17 protein-coding genes are annotated in these 14,783 nt (G+C 64.3%); 11 read left to right on the top strand and 6 right to left on the bottom strand.

The window, feature by feature from the left end; all coding sequences use genetic code 11:
* Genes IFT57_RS15100 through IFT57_RS15085 form a run of 4 tightly spaced genes read right to left on the bottom strand, consistent with a single transcriptional unit; the run spans window position 1 to window position 3,475 of the window.
* Entirely contained in the window at window positions 1-2,058 is a 2,058-nt protein-coding gene (locus tag IFT57_RS15100; RefSeq protein WP_192151924.1) for a methyl-accepting chemotaxis protein, read from the bottom strand.
* 58 nt (window positions 2,059-2,116) lie between these two features.
* Window positions 2,117-2,656, bottom strand: coding sequence for a chemotaxis protein CheW (locus IFT57_RS15095; protein WP_192151923.1), 540 nt, complete (start codon window positions 2,654-2,656; stop codon window positions 2,117-2,119).
* Window positions 2,657-2,665: 9 nt separating this feature from the next.
* A complete protein-coding gene (gene pilH, locus IFT57_RS15090) occupies window positions 2,666-3,031 on the bottom strand; it encodes a twitching motility response regulator PilH (RefSeq protein ID WP_122795962.1) in 366 nt (121 codons plus the stop codon).
* A 54-nt stretch (window positions 3,032-3,085) separates the two neighbouring features.
* Window positions 3,086-3,475 carry a response regulator gene (locus IFT57_RS15085; protein WP_122795941.1) on the bottom strand — a complete coding sequence of 130 codons (390 nt, stop codon included), beginning with the start codon at window positions 3,473-3,475 and terminating at the stop codon, window positions 3,086-3,088.
* A gap of 193 nt (window positions 3,476-3,668) precedes the next feature.
* Here IFT57_RS15085 and gshB point away from each other — a divergent pair, with 193 nt between their 5' ends.
* From gshB to IFT57_RS15050, 7 genes are all read left to right on the top strand, one after another.
* Window positions 3,669-4,622 (top strand): glutathione synthase, encoded by a 954-nt coding sequence (gene gshB / locus IFT57_RS15080; RefSeq protein WP_122795940.1) that lies wholly within the window; start codon window positions 3,669-3,671, stop codon window positions 4,620-4,622.
* Window positions 4,623-4,711: 89 nt separating this feature from the next.
* Window positions 4,712-5,617, top strand: coding sequence for an energy transducer TonB (locus IFT57_RS15075; RefSeq protein WP_192151922.1), 906 nt, complete (start codon window positions 4,712-4,714; stop codon window positions 5,615-5,617).
* 61 nt (window positions 5,618-5,678) lie between these two features.
* A complete protein-coding gene (locus IFT57_RS15070) occupies window positions 5,679-6,248 on the top strand; it encodes a YqgE/AlgH family protein (protein ID WP_122795938.1) in 570 nt (189 codons plus the stop codon).
* The gene (ruvX, locus tag IFT57_RS15065) at window positions 6,248-6,688 is read left to right on the top strand and encodes a Holliday junction resolvase RuvX (protein ID WP_192151921.1); all 441 of its coding nucleotides are present in this window, start codon (window positions 6,248-6,250) and stop codon (window positions 6,686-6,688) included. The genes IFT57_RS15070 and ruvX overlap by 1 nt, the downstream gene beginning before the upstream one ends.
* Before the next feature lie 265 nt (window positions 6,689-6,953).
* Window positions 6,954-7,472, top strand: a complete 519-nt coding sequence (pyrR, locus tag IFT57_RS15060) for a bifunctional pyr operon transcriptional regulator/uracil phosphoribosyltransferase PyrR (RefSeq protein WP_192048027.1) — start codon at window positions 6,954-6,956, stop codon at window positions 7,470-7,472.
* An 11-nt stretch (window positions 7,473-7,483) separates the two neighbouring features.
* Window positions 7,484-8,488 (top strand): aspartate carbamoyltransferase catalytic subunit, encoded by a 1,005-nt coding sequence (locus tag IFT57_RS15055; protein ID WP_122714512.1) that lies wholly within the window; start codon window positions 7,484-7,486, stop codon window positions 8,486-8,488.
* A complete protein-coding gene (locus IFT57_RS15050; protein WP_192151920.1) occupies window positions 8,485-9,756 on the top strand; it encodes a dihydroorotase in 1,272 nt (423 codons plus the stop codon). Before IFT57_RS15055 ends, IFT57_RS15050 begins: the two co-directional genes overlap by 4 nt.
* Before the next feature lie 108 nt (window positions 9,757-9,864).
* On the opposite strand, the gene IFT57_RS15045 is transcribed toward IFT57_RS15050, so the two are convergent.
* A complete protein-coding gene (locus tag IFT57_RS15045) occupies window positions 9,865-10,272 on the bottom strand; it encodes an NINE protein (RefSeq protein ID WP_122795934.1) in 408 nt (135 codons plus the stop codon).
* A gap of 249 nt (window positions 10,273-10,521) precedes the next feature.
* Here IFT57_RS15045 and IFT57_RS15040 point away from each other — a divergent pair, with 249 nt between their 5' ends.
* Window positions 10,522-11,157 carry a C40 family peptidase gene (locus tag IFT57_RS15040; RefSeq protein ID WP_122714510.1) on the top strand — a complete coding sequence of 212 codons (636 nt, stop codon included), beginning with the start codon at window positions 10,522-10,524 and terminating at the stop codon, window positions 11,155-11,157.
* Between the two features lie 226 nt (window positions 11,158-11,383).
* Here IFT57_RS15040 and IFT57_RS15035 read toward each other — a convergent pair whose 3' ends face one another.
* Window positions 11,384-12,418 (bottom strand): type IV pilus twitching motility protein PilT, encoded by a 1,035-nt coding sequence (locus tag IFT57_RS15035; protein WP_122795933.1) that lies wholly within the window; start codon window positions 12,416-12,418, stop codon window positions 11,384-11,386.
* A gap of 66 nt (window positions 12,419-12,484) precedes the next feature.
* Between IFT57_RS15035 and IFT57_RS15030 the strand changes: the two genes are divergently transcribed.
* Genes IFT57_RS15030 through IFT57_RS15020 form a run of 3 tightly spaced genes read left to right on the top strand, consistent with a single transcriptional unit; the run spans window position 12,485 to window position 14,643 of the window.
* Window positions 12,485-13,225, top strand: coding sequence for a YggS family pyridoxal phosphate-dependent enzyme (locus IFT57_RS15030; protein WP_192151919.1), 741 nt, complete (start codon window positions 12,485-12,487; stop codon window positions 13,223-13,225).
* On the top strand, window positions 13,222-14,043 hold the full coding sequence (gene proC, locus IFT57_RS15025) for a pyrroline-5-carboxylate reductase (protein ID WP_192151918.1): 822 nt from the start codon (window positions 13,222-13,224) through the stop codon (window positions 14,041-14,043). Before IFT57_RS15030 ends, proC begins: the two co-directional genes overlap by 4 nt.
* A gap of 9 nt (window positions 14,044-14,052) precedes the next feature.
* Entirely contained in the window at window positions 14,053-14,643 is a 591-nt protein-coding gene (locus IFT57_RS15020) for a YggT family protein (RefSeq protein WP_122480512.1), read from the top strand.
* Window positions 14,644-14,783 lie beyond the last annotated feature (140 nt).

Below are 14,783 nucleotides of genomic sequence, written 5' to 3'. Positions count from 1 at the left end.
TCACTCCGCAGTCGCATCGGCACTTGGCGCCGGCAAGGTGAAACCGGACACCGAGCGACGCATCTCGCTGGCCATCTGCGCCAGATTGCCGATGCTTTCAGCCGTCGCACTGGAGCCTGAAGAGGTCTGCTCGGTGATCTGCTGGATCACCGACATGGTGTGCGAGATCTGCCCTGCCGAACTGGTCTGCTGCTGGGCAGCACTGGAAATGACCTGGATCAGCTCGGCCAGATCCTGCGACACGCCCTCGATCTCTTCCAGGGCGATCCCTGCGTCGTGGGCCAGGCGCGCACCGCGCACCACTTCGAACGTGGTCTGTTCCATGGAGATCACCGCCTCGTTGGTGTCGGCCTGGATCGCCCGCACCAGCGTCTCGATCTGCCGGGTCGCCGACGACGAGCGTTCGGCCAGGCGCTGCACTTCGTCCGCGACCACGGCGAAGCCACGCCCGGCCTCGCCGGCCATGGAGGCCTGGATCGCCGCGTTCAGGGCAAGGATACTGGTCTGGTCGGCAATGTCGTCGATCAGGCTGACGATGTGGCCGATTTCCTGGGACGATTCGCCCAGCCGCTTGAGGCGCTTGGCGGTGTCCTGGATCTGCTCGCGAATGTTGTCCATGCCCTGAATGGTGTTGTTCACTACCTCGCTGCCCTTGTTGGCGATGGTCACCGACCGATCCGCAACCTTGGCCGACTCCCAGGCGTTGGTCGACACCCGGTCGATCGACTGGGCCATGTCGCTGATCGCCACCGATGCATCGCTGATCTGCTGCGCCTGATGCCCCGAGGCCCGCGCCAACTGGTGAGCGGTGGCCTGGGTGTCCTGCACGGCCGAGGCCACCTCTTCTGCGGTGAGGTTGATGGTGGCCACCAGATCGCGCAACTGGTCGATGGAATGATTGATCGAGTCGGCAATGGCACCGGTGAATTCCTCGGTCACCGAGGCGGTCACGGTCAGGTCGCCATCGGCCAACCCGCCGATCTCGTCGAGCAGGCGCATGATCGCCGCCTGGTTGCGCTCGCTTTTCTCTGCGGTCTGACGCAGTTGCCGCTTGGTTTCGCGGACCATCACCAGGGCGATCAGAATGATCGAGGCCAGTGCCGCCAGGCCCAGCACATAGCCGCCGACGGTGCCCGCGGAACGCCCGCTGGCGAGGTTCTCGAAACCGCTGGCCAGCCGCGAGGCTTCTTCCAGAAGGGTCTGCGACTGATTGAAGATATTGCTGGCCGAAGCACGCACCTGAAACAGTTCGGGCGAGGTTTCCAGAATCTCGTCGACACTGCCCGAGACGAACTGGAACAACTCGGCGATCTCGCGCAAGCGCGCGCGTGCCTCAGGATCTTGTACCTGGGTCACCCGGATCAGCGCATCGCCGTCGAGCATGCCGCCGAGCACCTGGCCGAAACGGTTGGCGTCGCGGCCGAAGCTTTCCGCAGCCTGGGCTGCGCTTTCGTCGCCGGACAGCACCGTGTTGACGGCGCCCAGAATGCGTTCGGCGAGCAACGACTGGCGCTGCGCCACGGCCACCTGGCTGGCTGGGGCGGCGCCACGCAACAGGGTGTCGACCACCTTGTCGTATTCGACCTGCAGTTGCGGCACCGTTTCGGCCAGGGTCGCGGCCACCTGATGCAGCGACAGCACCGTCTGTTCGCTGGCCAGGATGGCATCGGAATTGTGGCGCAGTTCGTCCCAGTCCCGCTGCACCAGGCGCATCTGTTCACGCATCGCCGCGGGGGCCACAGGCAGCCCGGTGGCGCTGTCGCCCTCCTTGAGAAACCCCCAGCGGCGCTCGAAGTCGTTGCGCGCATCGGCCAGCAACTTGAACGCTGCAGCCTTGCCCGCCGCAGCCTCGGTGGCGTTCTTGGCGATGCGCTGCGACAGCACGCGCAGTTCGCCGGCATGGCCGATGTACTGCTTGTCGTAGGTGGACTGGGTGTTGAGGTAGGTGAAATTGGCGAACAGCAGCACGATGAAGATCACCAACGCCACGAACAGGCCGATGATCTGCGCGCCGGCTCGCGAGCCCAACAAAGAGTTGCCTGGCCAGCGCTTGGTCATCGCGCCGACCTGCGCGTGGCGAGGGTGTTGCAGAATATGGAAGTACGCATAGGCATGCTCAGAGTGCTACATCCAGGAAAGCCGGGGCTTGAACCAGCCGGGCCGGGCTGAACACGCACCAGGGGTGTTCACGCATGAAGTGGCCCTGCAGGAACGGCGCAGCGGCAGCCAGCGCCGCTTCAGGCAATGAGGGCTGGTGGCTGGCCGAGCTGAAATGCTGCAGACCGGCGACCTCGTCCACCAGCAGGCCGACGAAGATGTCCGCACGATCCACCACCAGCACCCGGTGCTGTTTGCGCTGGGGCGACAGGCCATGGCCGAAGAATCCTCCCAGGTCGATGACCGGCAACAGCCGCCCGCGCAGGTTCGACACGCCCACGACCCAGGGCCTGACGCCCGGCAGCCGCGTGCTGCGTGGCTCGGGCAACACTTCGGCGACTTCGCCCATGGGCGCGACGTACCAGTGCCCGGCCAGACGAAAACCGATGCCGCTCCAGGTCTGCAGGCGCAGTTCCTGCGAGGGCAGCTCGGCAGCCAGCAAGCGACACCGCTGATCGATATCGAGCAGCAGGTCGAAGGCGGTGCGTGACTCCAGCATCGGCGTGGGTCAACCGGCCAGGACGGTGTTCAACGTCTGGATCAAGGTGTCCTCGTCGACCGGCTTGGTCAGATAACCCTTGGCCCCCTGGCGCGTGCCCCAGATCTTGTCGGTTTCCTGATCCTTGGTGGTGATCATGATCACCGGAATATGCGCCGTCTCCTCGTCCTTTTGCAGCTGGCGGGTGGCCTGGAAGCCATTCAAACTGGGCATGACGATGTCCATCAGGACGGCGTCGGGCTTCTCCTGGCGGGCCAGGGCCACGCCGTCGGCACCGGTCTGGGCCTTGAGCACTTCATGACCGTGCCTTTCCAGCATGCCGGTGAGTTTGTAGGTTTCCGTCGGCGAATCATCGACGATCAGGATTCGAGCCATGCTGTTCCCCATGCGGTAAAGGCCCTGGCACGCGCCAGGGCTGGACAACGTTCGCTACGCGGCGAAATCCGGCACATGGGTGCGGATCGCGGCGAGCAGTTCTTGCTTGCTGAAGGGCTTGGTCAAAAATTGATCCGAGCCGACACTGCGGCCGCGAGCCTTGTCGAACAGGCCATCGCGCGACGACAACATCACCACCGGAATGGCGCTGAAGGCGCTGTTGCTCTTGAGCAGCGCGCAGGTCTGGTAGCCATCCAGGCGCGGCATCATGACATCAATGAAGATGATATCGGGACGTTCGTCGACGATCTTGGCCAGGGCATCGAAGCCATCGAGTGCGGTGATCACCTGGCAGCCTGCCTGTTCGAGCAACAGTTCGGCGCTGCGACGAATCGTCTTGGAGTCGTCGATCACCATGATCTTGAAGGCTTCGGACGTTTTCATGGAGGCTCTGATGTGCGCTTGCCCCGACGGGCGCCTTCGCGGGCAATAAAGAAGTCCGAGCCTTTTTAGCACACTCTCCAACAGCGTTCCATCGGCCGCTGCCCCTTGACCTGCGGGCCATGCGGCGCCACCCTGACGCCACTTTCCAAGACCCATTCGCAAGCGGCACGTCCCGCGTACAGGAGCTACTCCCATGAGCGTTCGCCTCGGCATTGTCATGGACCCGATCGCCAACATCTCCTACAAGAAGGACAGCTCGCTGGCCATGCTGCTGGCAGCCCAGGCACGCGGTTGGTCGCTGTTCCACATGGAAATCCAGGACCTGTACCAAGGCCAGGGCCAGGCCCGCGCCCGGATGCGCCCACTCAAGGTCTTCGCCGACCCGCAGCACTGGTTCGAATTCGAGTCGGAATTCGACGCGCCGCTGGCCGATCTTGACGTCATCCTGATGCGCAAGGACCCACCCTTCGACCTCGAATTCGTCTACAGCACCTACCTGCTCGAACAGGCCGAGGCCGCAGGCGTACTGGTGGTGAACAAGCCGCAGAGCCTGCGCGACTGCAATGAAAAGATGTTCGCCACGCTGTTCCCGCAACTGACCCCGCCCACGCTGGTCAGCCGCCGTGCCGACATCCTGCGCGAGTTCGCCGCCGAACATGGCGACGTCATTCTCAAGCCGCTGGACGGCATGGGCGGCACCTCGATCTTCCGCCATCGGGTGGGCGATCCGAACCTGTCGGTCATCCTCGAGACGCTGACGGCCATGGGTACCCAGCAGATCATGGCGCAGCGCTACCTGCCGGCGATCAAGGACGGCGACAAGCGCATCCTGATGATCGACGGCGAGCCGGTGCCCTACTGCCTGGCGCGTATTCCCGCCAGTGGCGAGACCCGCGGCAACCTCGCGGCCGGGGGGCGTGGCGAAGCGCGCCCACTGAGCGACAAGGACCGCTGGATCGCCGAACAGGTCGGCCCGTCGCTGCGCGCCAGGGGCCTGTTGTTCGTCGGTCTGGACGTGATCGGCGAGCACCTGACCGAGATCAACGTCACCAGCCCGACCTGCATCCGCGAAATCGACGCGGCGTTCGGCACCGACATCGGGGGCCAATTGATGGACGCCATCGATCGCAAGCTCAAGGCACGCTGACCTTACGCCCCTGCTCCGGGTTATGATGCACGCCCTTTCAGTTGCCGGGCGCGCATCGCCGCCCGGGTTGCACGCCTGCCGGATCTTTCATGACGCTGCCCGCCGACCTCCCTGCTGAACTGACCCGCATCGGCGCCCGCCCTGCGGATCGGCTGGGTTTCACCCTGTTCCTCGCGGCGCTGCTGCACGTTGCCCTGATCGTCGGCGTGGGCTTCGGCACGCAGCCGCCCACCCAGATCAGCAAGACCCTGGAAGTGACCCTGGCACCGCTCAAGAGCCAGACCGCGCCCAAGGATGCGGATTTTCTTGCCCAGGACAACCAGCAAGGCAGCGGCACCCTGGACAAGAAGGCCGTGCCCAAGACCTCCGAAGTCGCGCCCTTCCAGGACGACAAGATCAACAAGGTGACGCCACCGCCCGCGCCCAAGCCGGTCACCCAGCCCGAGCCTGCGCCGGTCAAGAAGGCCATCGCCACCACGGCGCCCAAACCCGTGAAGACCGAGGCGCGTCCGCCGCCGGTCAAGCCCGAGCCCAAGTCCAAGGCCGCCACCCCCGAATTCGACAGCTCGCAGCTGTCCAGTGAGATCGCCAGCCTGGAAGCCGAGCTGTCCCACGAACAGCAGGCCTACGCCAAGCGCCCGCGCATCCACCGCTTGAGCGCCGCCTCGACCATGCGCGACAAGGGTGCCTGGTACAAGGACGACTGGCGCAAGAAAGTCGAACGCATCGGCAATCTCAATTACCCTGACGAGGCACGCCGCCAGCAGATCTACGGCAGCCTGCGACTGATGGTGTCGATCAACAGCGACGGCTCCCTGTATGAGGTATTGGTGCTGGAATCGTCCGGGCAGCCGCTGCTCGATCAGGCGGCCCAGCGCATCGTGCGCCTGGCCGCGCCGTTCGCGCCTTTCACCGGCGATCTGGCCGACGTCGACCGTCTGGAGATCATCCGTACCTGGCGCTTCGCCAAGGGTGATCGCCTGCAGAGCAATTGAGACACATGAAACTGCGCCTGCAAGCTTGTCAGGCCGGCAGGCCGACGCCACACTACAGGTCATGAAAAACGTCGAAACGAGCTACCTCAGGAACCAGTTCCTGATCGCCATGCCACACATGGCGGACCCCAATTTTGCCCATACCTTGACCTACATCGTCGAGCACACGCCCAATGGCGCGATGGGCCTGGTGGTCAACCGCCTGCAGGACCTGAACCTGGCGGACATACTCGAGCAGTTGCGGCCAGACAGCGAGTCCTCTGCGGCCTGCCAGCAGGTACCCATCTACAACGGCGGGCCGGTGCAGACCGACCGCGGCTTCGTCCTGCACCCCAGCGGCCCGGTGTTCCAGGCCACGGTCGAGCTGGGCGAGGTCTCGCTGTCCACCTCCCAGGACATCCTGTTCGCCATCGCCGATGGCACCGGTCCCGAGCAAAGCCTGATCACCCTGGGCTACGCCGGCTGGGAGGCTGGTCAGCTGGAAGCCGAACTGGCCGACAATGCCTGGCTGACCTGCCCTTTCGATGCCGACATCCTGTTCAATACCGACAGCGACCAGCGCCTCGGCGCGGCGGCGGCACGCCTGGGTATCAACCTCAGCCTGCTGACCAGCCAGGCGGGCCACGCCTGATGAGCGCACCCAGACTGCTGCTCGGCGTGGATTACGGCACCAAGCAGATCGGCTTCGCGGTCGGCCAGGTGATCACCGGCCAGGCCCGTGAGCTGTGTACCCTCAAGGCCCAGAACGGCGTGCCCGACTGGACCCGCGTCGAAGCGCTGATCAAGGAATGGCAGCCGGACGCCATCGTCGTCGGTCTGCCGCTGAACATGGACGGCAGCCCCAGCGAAATGAGCGAGCGGGCAGAAAAGTTCGCCCGCCGTCTGCACGGCCGCTTCAACATCCCGGTGCATACCCACGACGAACGCCTGACCACCTTCGAAGCCAAGGGCGAGCGCATGGCCCGTGGCGGGCAGCGCGGCAGCTACCGCGACAACCCGGTCGATGCCATCGCCGCCAAGCTGCTGCTGCAAGGCTGGCTGGAGGCGAATGCGCTGGGTGGCAATGCCTGAAGATGACAGCCGCCGGACTCCACCCCCCTGTAGCAGCGGTGCAAGCCGCGTCCGGCCCCGACGCATTTCTTCAGATACACCGCACGACCGCCGACGCGGCTCGCGCCGCTGCTACAGGTGCGGTGCAAGCCGCGTCCGGCCTCGACGCATTTTTCCAGATACACCGCACGACCGCCGACGCGGCTTGCGCCGCTGCTACAGGTGGGGTGCAAGCCGCGCCACGTTGCACCCCTCTCTTCGGACGAACTCAAACACAGGAGCACACATGAGCCTTCCCAACCCGGCCGAGCTGATCGGCGCGATGGCAGTCGACCTCAAGGCCCATCTGGCCAGGCGCTCCATTGCCGAGCCGCGCTACATCGGCATTCACAGCGGCGGTGTCTGGGTCGCTCAAGCGTTGCTGCAGGCCATGGACAGCAAGGCTGCGCTGGGCACCCTGGACGTGTCCTTCTACCGCGACGACTTCAGCCAGAACGGCCTGCACCCGCAAGTGCGCCCCTCGGCCCTGCCCTTCGAGATCGAGGGCCAGCATCTGGTGCTGATCGACGACGTGCTGATGAGTGGCCGCACCGTCCGCGCTGCCCTCAACGAACTGTTCGACTATGGCCGCCCTGCCAGCGTGACCCTGGTGTGCCTGCTCGACCTGGACGCCGGCGAGCTGCCGATTCGCCCCGACATCGTCGGTGCCACCCTGTCGCTGGCTGCCCATGAACGGGTAAAATTGCTCGGCCCGTCCCCGCTCGCCCTCGAGCGCCAGGACCTCGCTTCCGCCTCCAGCCTTTAAGAGCCCCCGCCATGACGCCTATCGACGCCAAGCGCCCGCTGCAGCTCAATGACCAGGGCCAGCTACGCCATTTTCTTTCCCTCGACGGCTTGTCCCGCGAACTGTTGACCGAAGTGCTCGATACCGCCGACTCGTTCCTTGAAGTCGGCGCCCGCGCGGTCAAGAAAGTCCCGCTGCTGCGTGGCAAGACCGTGTGCAACGTGTTCTTCGAGAACTCCACGCGCACTCGCACCACCTTCGAACTGGCCGCCCAGCGTCTGTCGGCCGACGTGATCACCCTGAACGTGTCGACTTCCTCGACCAGCAAGGGTGAAACCCTGTTCGACACCCTGCGCAACCTCGAAGCCATGGCCGCCGACATGTTCGTCGTGCGCCACGCCGACTCCGGGGCCGCACACTTCATCGCCGAGCACGTCAGCCCGGAAGTGGCCATCATCAACGGAGGCGACGGTCGCCACGCCCATCCGACCCAGGGCATGCTCGACATGCTCACGATTCGTCGGCACAAAGGCGGCTTCGAGAACCTGTCGGTAGCGATCGTCGGCGACATCCTGCATTCGCGCGTAGCGCGCTCGAACATGATCGCACTCAAGACTCTGGGCTGCCCGGACATCCGCGTGATCGGCCCGAAGACGCTGTTGCCCATCGGCGTCGAGCAGTATGGCGTCAAGGTGTTCACCGACCTGGAGCAGGGCCTCAAGGATGTCGATGTAGTGATCATGCTGCGCCTGCAGCGTGAACGCATGAGCGGCGGCCTGCTGCCCAGCGAAGGCGAGTTCTATCGCCTCTACGGTTTGACCACCGCGCGCCTGGCTGGCGCCAAGCCCGATGCCATCGTCATGCACCCAGGGCCGATCAACCGCGGCGTCGAGATCGAATCGGCCGTCGCCGACGGACCCCATTCGGTGATTCTCAACCAGGTCACCTACGGCATCGCGGTCCGCATGGCGGTGTTGTCGATGGCCATGAGCGGGCAGACGGCCCAGCGCCAATTCGAGCAGGAGAACGTCCAGTGAGCCTCAGTATTATCGGTGCGCGGGTGATCGACCCCGCCAGTGGTCTGGACCGGATCAGCGACCTGCACATCAGCCAGGGACGAATCGTGGCCATCGGCGATGCGCCCGCCGACTTCACCGCCAGCCAACACCTGGACGCCAGCGGCCTGGTGGCCGCGCCCGGCCTGGTCGACCTCAGCGTGTCGCTGCGCGAGCCCGGCTACAGCCGCAAGGGCACCATCGCCAGCGAAACCCGTGCCGCTGCTGCCGGTGGCGTTACCAGCCTGTGCTGCCCGCCGCTGACCAAGCCGATCCTCGATACCTCGGCAGTGGCCGAACTGATCCTGGATCGCGCCCGCGAAGCCGGCCATGCCAAGGTGTTTCCGATTGGCGCGCTGAGCAAGGGCCTGGAAGGCGAGCAACTGGCCGAGCTGATCGCCCTGCGCGATGCTGGCTGCATTGCCTTCGGCAACGGCCTGAACAGTTTCGGCAACAACCGGACGCTGTGTCGCGCGCTGGAATATGCCGCCACGTTCGACCTGACCGTGATCTTTCATTCCCAGGACCGTGATCTGTCCATCGGCGGGCTCGCCCACGATGGGCCCACCGCCGCTTTCCTGGGCCTGGCGGGTATTCCAGCCACTGCGGAAACCGTTGCCCTGGCGCGAGACCTGCTGTTGGTCGAGCAGAGCGGCGTGCGTGCGCATTTCAGCCAGTTGACCACGGCCCGCGGCGTCGAGCTGATCGAACAGGCGCAAGGCCGCGGCCTGCCGGTCACGGCGGACGTGGCGTTGTACCAGTTGATTCTGACCGATGAAGCGCTGACCGGGTTTTCCAGCCTGTATCACGTGCAACCGCCGCTGCGCTCGGCGGCGGATCGGGAAGGCTTGCGTGCAGCGGTGAAGAAGGGCGTGGTGCAGGCCATTGCCAGCCATCACCAGCCCCACGACCGTGATGCCAAACTGGCGCCGTTCGGTGCGACCGAGCCGGGTATCAGCAGTGTCGAGCTGCTATTGCCGTTGGCTCTGACCCTGGTGCAGGACGGCTTGCTCGACCTGCCGACCTTGCTCGCGCGCCTGAGTCAGGGCCCGGCCGAGGCCATGCGCTTGCCGGCAGGCCGCTTGCAGGTGGGCGCAGCGGCGGATCTGGTGCTGTTCGATGAAGGAGTCTCGACGGTTGCCGGCGAGCGCTGGCTGTCCAAGGGCGCCAACTGCCCGTTCCTCGGTCACACGTTGCCAGGCGCCGTGCGCTACACCCTGGTGGATGGGCATATCAGCTTCACTGGCTGATACCCCCCGCTCCTACAGACGACGCCATCCCCGTAGGAGCGGTCAGCGGCCGCGAAAGCCTCACTGCGGCCTGCCTGACACAGCGCAGGGGGCTGCAGCCTGACCGAACTACCCGCGCTGCGAGTTCTTCATCGACACCTGATCATTCAGGGTCCAGAAGTCATACAGCACGCCCACCAGAAACAACCCCCCGGTCAGCAGGTAGATCACCCCGGTGATCCACTTGCCCATGTACATGCGATGCACACCGAACAACCCGAGAAACGTCAGCAGCACCCAGGCCACGTTGTAGTTGGTCTGGCCGCTGTGAAAGCGCATGTCGGCATGCCGGTCCATGGCCGGAATCAGGAACAGGTCGATAAGCCAGCCAATGCCGAACAGCCCCAGGGTGAAAAACCAGATCGTCCCGGTTACCGGCTTGCCGTAGTAGAAGCGATGAGCACCGGTAAAGCCCAAAATCCACAACAGGTAGCCCATGACTTTGCTGTGGGTATCGTGGATCCGATAGCTGTTCATTGTTGATGTGCGCCCTCTGATATAAAAATTTTCTGAACGGTTTTGTGACTTTTTTGCCCCGTCCCGACGTATGGCATTTCTGTGACCGACATCGGCTGAACCCTTGCAGCACCTGAGTTGCGTGCCGCACAAGGGACAATTTTGCGCCCGATTGGTGCCATTTGCGACTCCCAAGCCTCGACCAGCGGATTAAAAACCACACAAAAAGCTGTTATAAAGTTGCGCGCCTACCTACATGAGCCCTGCCGAATGCGTCCATTTTTCAAGACATGGCTGACCATCTGCCTATTATTGCCCCTGGCCGCCCACGCCACCAATCGTGAGCAACGACTTCCCGCTGGCTTCAATGGCTACACCGCCCAGTCCGCTACCGAACAATCGCAACGCGCACCACGCATCGTCGTGACCCGCCCCGCCAGCAGCAACCAGGCCCTGGCCAAGGTTACCGCGGTCAAGGTCGGCAACGCCTCGTCCAAGCAGAGCAGCGATGTGCTCAGCCGCGCGGTCAACGTGCTTGGCACCCCTTATCGCTGGGGCGGCAGCAGCCCGAGCAAGGGTTTCGACTGCAGTGGCCTGGTCAAGTATGCCTTCAACGACGTGAAAGCCGTTGATCTGCCGCGTACGTCCAACGCCATGGCTGCGGGCCACGGCGTCAAGGTTGAACGCAAGGACCTCAAGCCGGGTGACTTGGTGTTTTTCAACATCAAAAGCCGCAAGGTGAATCACGTCGCCATCTACCTGGGCAACGACCGCTTCATCCACGCCCCGCGTCGTGGCAAGGCCGTGACTATCGACACCCTGAAGAAACCGTACTGGAACACCCACTACGCCGTCGCCAAGCGCGTCCTGCCCAAAGAGCCGGCACTGCGCATCGTCCAGCGCTGATCCCTCTTTCGGCGGCGCGCCCTTCGCGGCCACTGACCGCTCCTACGGATGACTGCCATTCTCTGTAGGAGCGGTCATCGGCCGCAACCCAGTCACCGCAGGGCATCAGCCCGACCGTGGCGCGCCCTTCGCGGCCACTGGCCGCTCCTACGGATGACTGCCATTCTCTGTAGGAGCGGTCTGTGGCCGCGAAACGTACGCCACGGTGCAGCTGGATATGCACCGATCAGAAGCTGTCCGGCGACTTGGCCTTTTCGCGGGCCGAGTCGCGGCTGATGATGCCCTGGGCGAGCAGGTTCTTCAGGCACATGTCCAAGGTCTGCATACCCAGCGACCCGCCTGTCTGGATCGACGAGTACATCTGCGCGACCTTGTCTTCCCGGATGAGATTGCGAATCGCCGGTGTGCCGATCATGATCTCGTGCGCAGCCACCCGCCCGCCGCCGATCTTCTTCAGCAAGGTCTGGGAAATCACTGCCTGCAGCGATTCGGACAGCATCGAACGCACCATCGACTTTTCCTCTGCCGGAAACACATCGACCACCCGGTCGATGGTCTTCGCCGCCGACGTGGTGTGCAACGTGCCGAACACCAGGTGCCCGGTCTCGGCCGCCGTCAACGCCAGCCGAATGGTTTCCAGGTCGCGCATTTCGCCCACCAGGATCACGTCCGGGTCTTCACGCAACGCCGAGCGCAGAGCGTGGGAGAAGCCCAGGGTATCGCGGTGTACCTCACGCTGGTTGACCAGGCACTTCTTCGACTCGTGGACGAATTCGATCGGATCTTCCACGGTCAGGATGTGATGGTGCTTGTTGCTGTTGAGGTAATCGATCATCGCCGCCAGGGTGGTCGACTTGCCCGAGCCGGTCGGCCCGGTGACCAGCACCAACCCGCGCGGCACTTCGGTAATTTTGCGAAACACATCTCCCATGCCCAGGTCGTCCATGCTCAGCACCTTGGACGGAATGGTTCGAAACACTGCACCGGCACCGCGGTTGTGGTTGAACGCGTTGACCCGAAAGCGCGCCACACCGGGCACTTCGAAGGAAAAGTCGGTTTCCAGAAACTCCTCGAAGTCCTTGCGCTGCTTGTCGTTCATGATGTCGTAGATCAGCGCCTGGACCTGTTTGTCGTCCAGCGCCGGCAGGTTGATACGGCGCACGTCGCCATCCACCCGAATCATCGGCGGCAGGCCTGCGGACAGGTGCAGGTCGGATGCGCCTTGTTTCGCACTGAAGGCCAACAGCTCGGTAATGTCCATGAGACTCCCCAAATACAGACAAGCAGGTAGAATGCCGCAGACCTGAAACCCGCCGGCACGAATTCAATGTCCACGATAGCAGACAACATTTCGCAAGTGAGTGCCCGAATCGCAGCCGCTGCTCGACAGGCGCAACGCGAGCCCGGCCAAGTCGGCCTGCTCGCGGTCAGCAAGACCAAGCCTGCCGCTGCCATGCGCGAGGCATTCGCCGCCGGCATCCATGACTTCGGCGAAAACTACCTGCAGGAAGCCCTGGGCAAACAGCAGGAACTCGCCGACCTGCCCTTGATCTGGCACTTCATCGGCCCCATTCAGTCGAACAAGACGCGCGCAATCGCCGAACACTTCGCCTGGGTACATTCCGTGGACCGCCTCAAGATCGCCCAACGGCTCAGCGAGCAACGCCCGGCCGCGCTTGCCCCCCTGAACATCTGCATCCAGGTCAATGTCAGCGGCGAAGCCAGCAAGTCCGGCTGCGCCCCCGACGACGTACCTGCCCTGGCCAGCGCCATTGCCGTACTGCCCAACCTGCGCCTGCGCGGCCTGATGGCCATACCTGAGCCCACCGATGACCCGGCCGCGCAGGACGCCGCCTTTGCCCGTGTTCGCGCGCTGCAAACGGGCCTGCACATGCCGCTGGACACCTTGTCCATGGGCATGAGCCACGACCTGGAGGCGGCCATCGCCCAGGGCGCTACCTGGGTGCGCATCGGCACGGCGCTGTTCGGCGCGCGCAACTACGGCCAAGACACATCCCCGGCGCACACCGCTGTGGCCTCCTCACCTTCGAGCAAGGATCCTTCATGAGCAACACTCGTATTGCCTTCATCGGCGCCGGCAACATGGCCGCCAGCTTGATCGGCGGCCTGCGCGCGCAGGGTGTCGAAGCCAGCCACATCCGCGCCAGCGACCGCGGCGCCGAACAGCGTGACAAGGTAGCGGCCGAACATGGCATCGAGGTGTTCGCCGACAACGCCGAGGCCATCGCAGGGGTCGACGTGGTGGTGCTGGCCGTCAAGCCGCAAGGCATGAAGGACGTGTGCCAATCGCTGGCACCGAGCCTGGCACCCGGTCAGTTGGTGGTCTCGATCGCCGCGGGCATCAACTGCGCGAGCCTGCAGGCGTGGCTCGGCGAGCAACAGCCGATCGTGCGCTGCATGCCCAACACCCCCGCGCTTTTGCGCCAGGGCACCAGCGGCCTGTACGCCACCGCCGACGTCAATGCCGAACAACGCCAGCAGGCCGAAGACTTGCTGGGCGCGGTCGGCCTGGCCCTGTGGCTGGATGAAGAACAGCAACTGGATGCGGTCACCGCCGTGTCCGGCAGCGGCCCGGCCTACTTCTTTCTGTTGATAGAAGCCATGACCGCCGCCGGGGAAAAACTCGGGCTGCCGCACGAGACGGCTGCCCGGCTGACCCTGCAGACCGCTTTGGGCGCCGCGCACATGGCCGTGGCCAGCGACGTCGACGCTGCCGAATTGCGTCGTCGCGTCACTTCACCCGCCGGTACCACCGAGGCGGCCATCAAGTCATTCCAGTCCGAAGGGTTCGAAACCCTGGTGCAGAACGCCCTGAACGCCGCCGCCCGGCGTTCGGCCGAACTGGCCGAACAGCTGGGTCAATAAGGAGCTTTCATGTACGGTCTCAATACTGCGGCAATCTATGTCGTGCAAACCCTGGGCAGCCTGTATCTGCTGATCATGCTGCTGCGCTTCGTGCTGCAACTGGTGCGTGCCGACTTCTACAATCCGCTGTGCCAGTTCATCGTGCGCGCCACGCAGCCGCTGCTCAAGCCGGTGCGGCGGATCATCCCCAGCCTGTTCGGCCTGGACATGTCTTCGCTGCTGCTGGCCATCGTCATCCAGATGATCATCATGGCGCTGACCTTGCTGCTCGCCTACGGCACCACCGGCAACCCCCTGCAACTGCTGGTGTGGTCGATCATCGGGGTGACGGCGCTGTTCCTGAAGATCTTCTTCTTCGCCATGATCATCAGCGTGATCCTCTCCTGGGTCGCACCGCAGAGCCACAACCCGGGTGCCGAGCTGGTCAACCAGATCTGCGAGCCCGCTCTGGCGCCGTTTCGGCGCATCCTGCCCAACCTGGGCGGCCTGGACATCTCGCCGATCCTGGCCTTCATGGTACTCAAGCTGCTGGACATGCTGGTCATCAACAACCTGGCCATGAGCACCGGCATGCCGCAGATCCTGCGCCTGCTGATCTGACCGCTGCACGCCGCCTGCGTGAAGGTCCTCGCGGGCTTTCACGCAGGCGGCAAACGCTCCTTGCCGGACTGCCTCGAACCCCACCAAGCGCTGCTTGCCCCTGTGCCCCGCGCTCTTTAGACTTACGCCTCATTCAAGCG

This window comes from Pseudomonas sp. CFBP 13719 (assembly GCF_014842095.1).
Taxonomy (GTDB): Bacteria; Pseudomonadota; Gammaproteobacteria; order Pseudomonadales; family Pseudomonadaceae; genus Aquipseudomonas.
The sequence above is the reverse complement of the archived record's forward strand: the minus strand, read 5'-3'. Positions and strand labels throughout refer to the sequence as shown.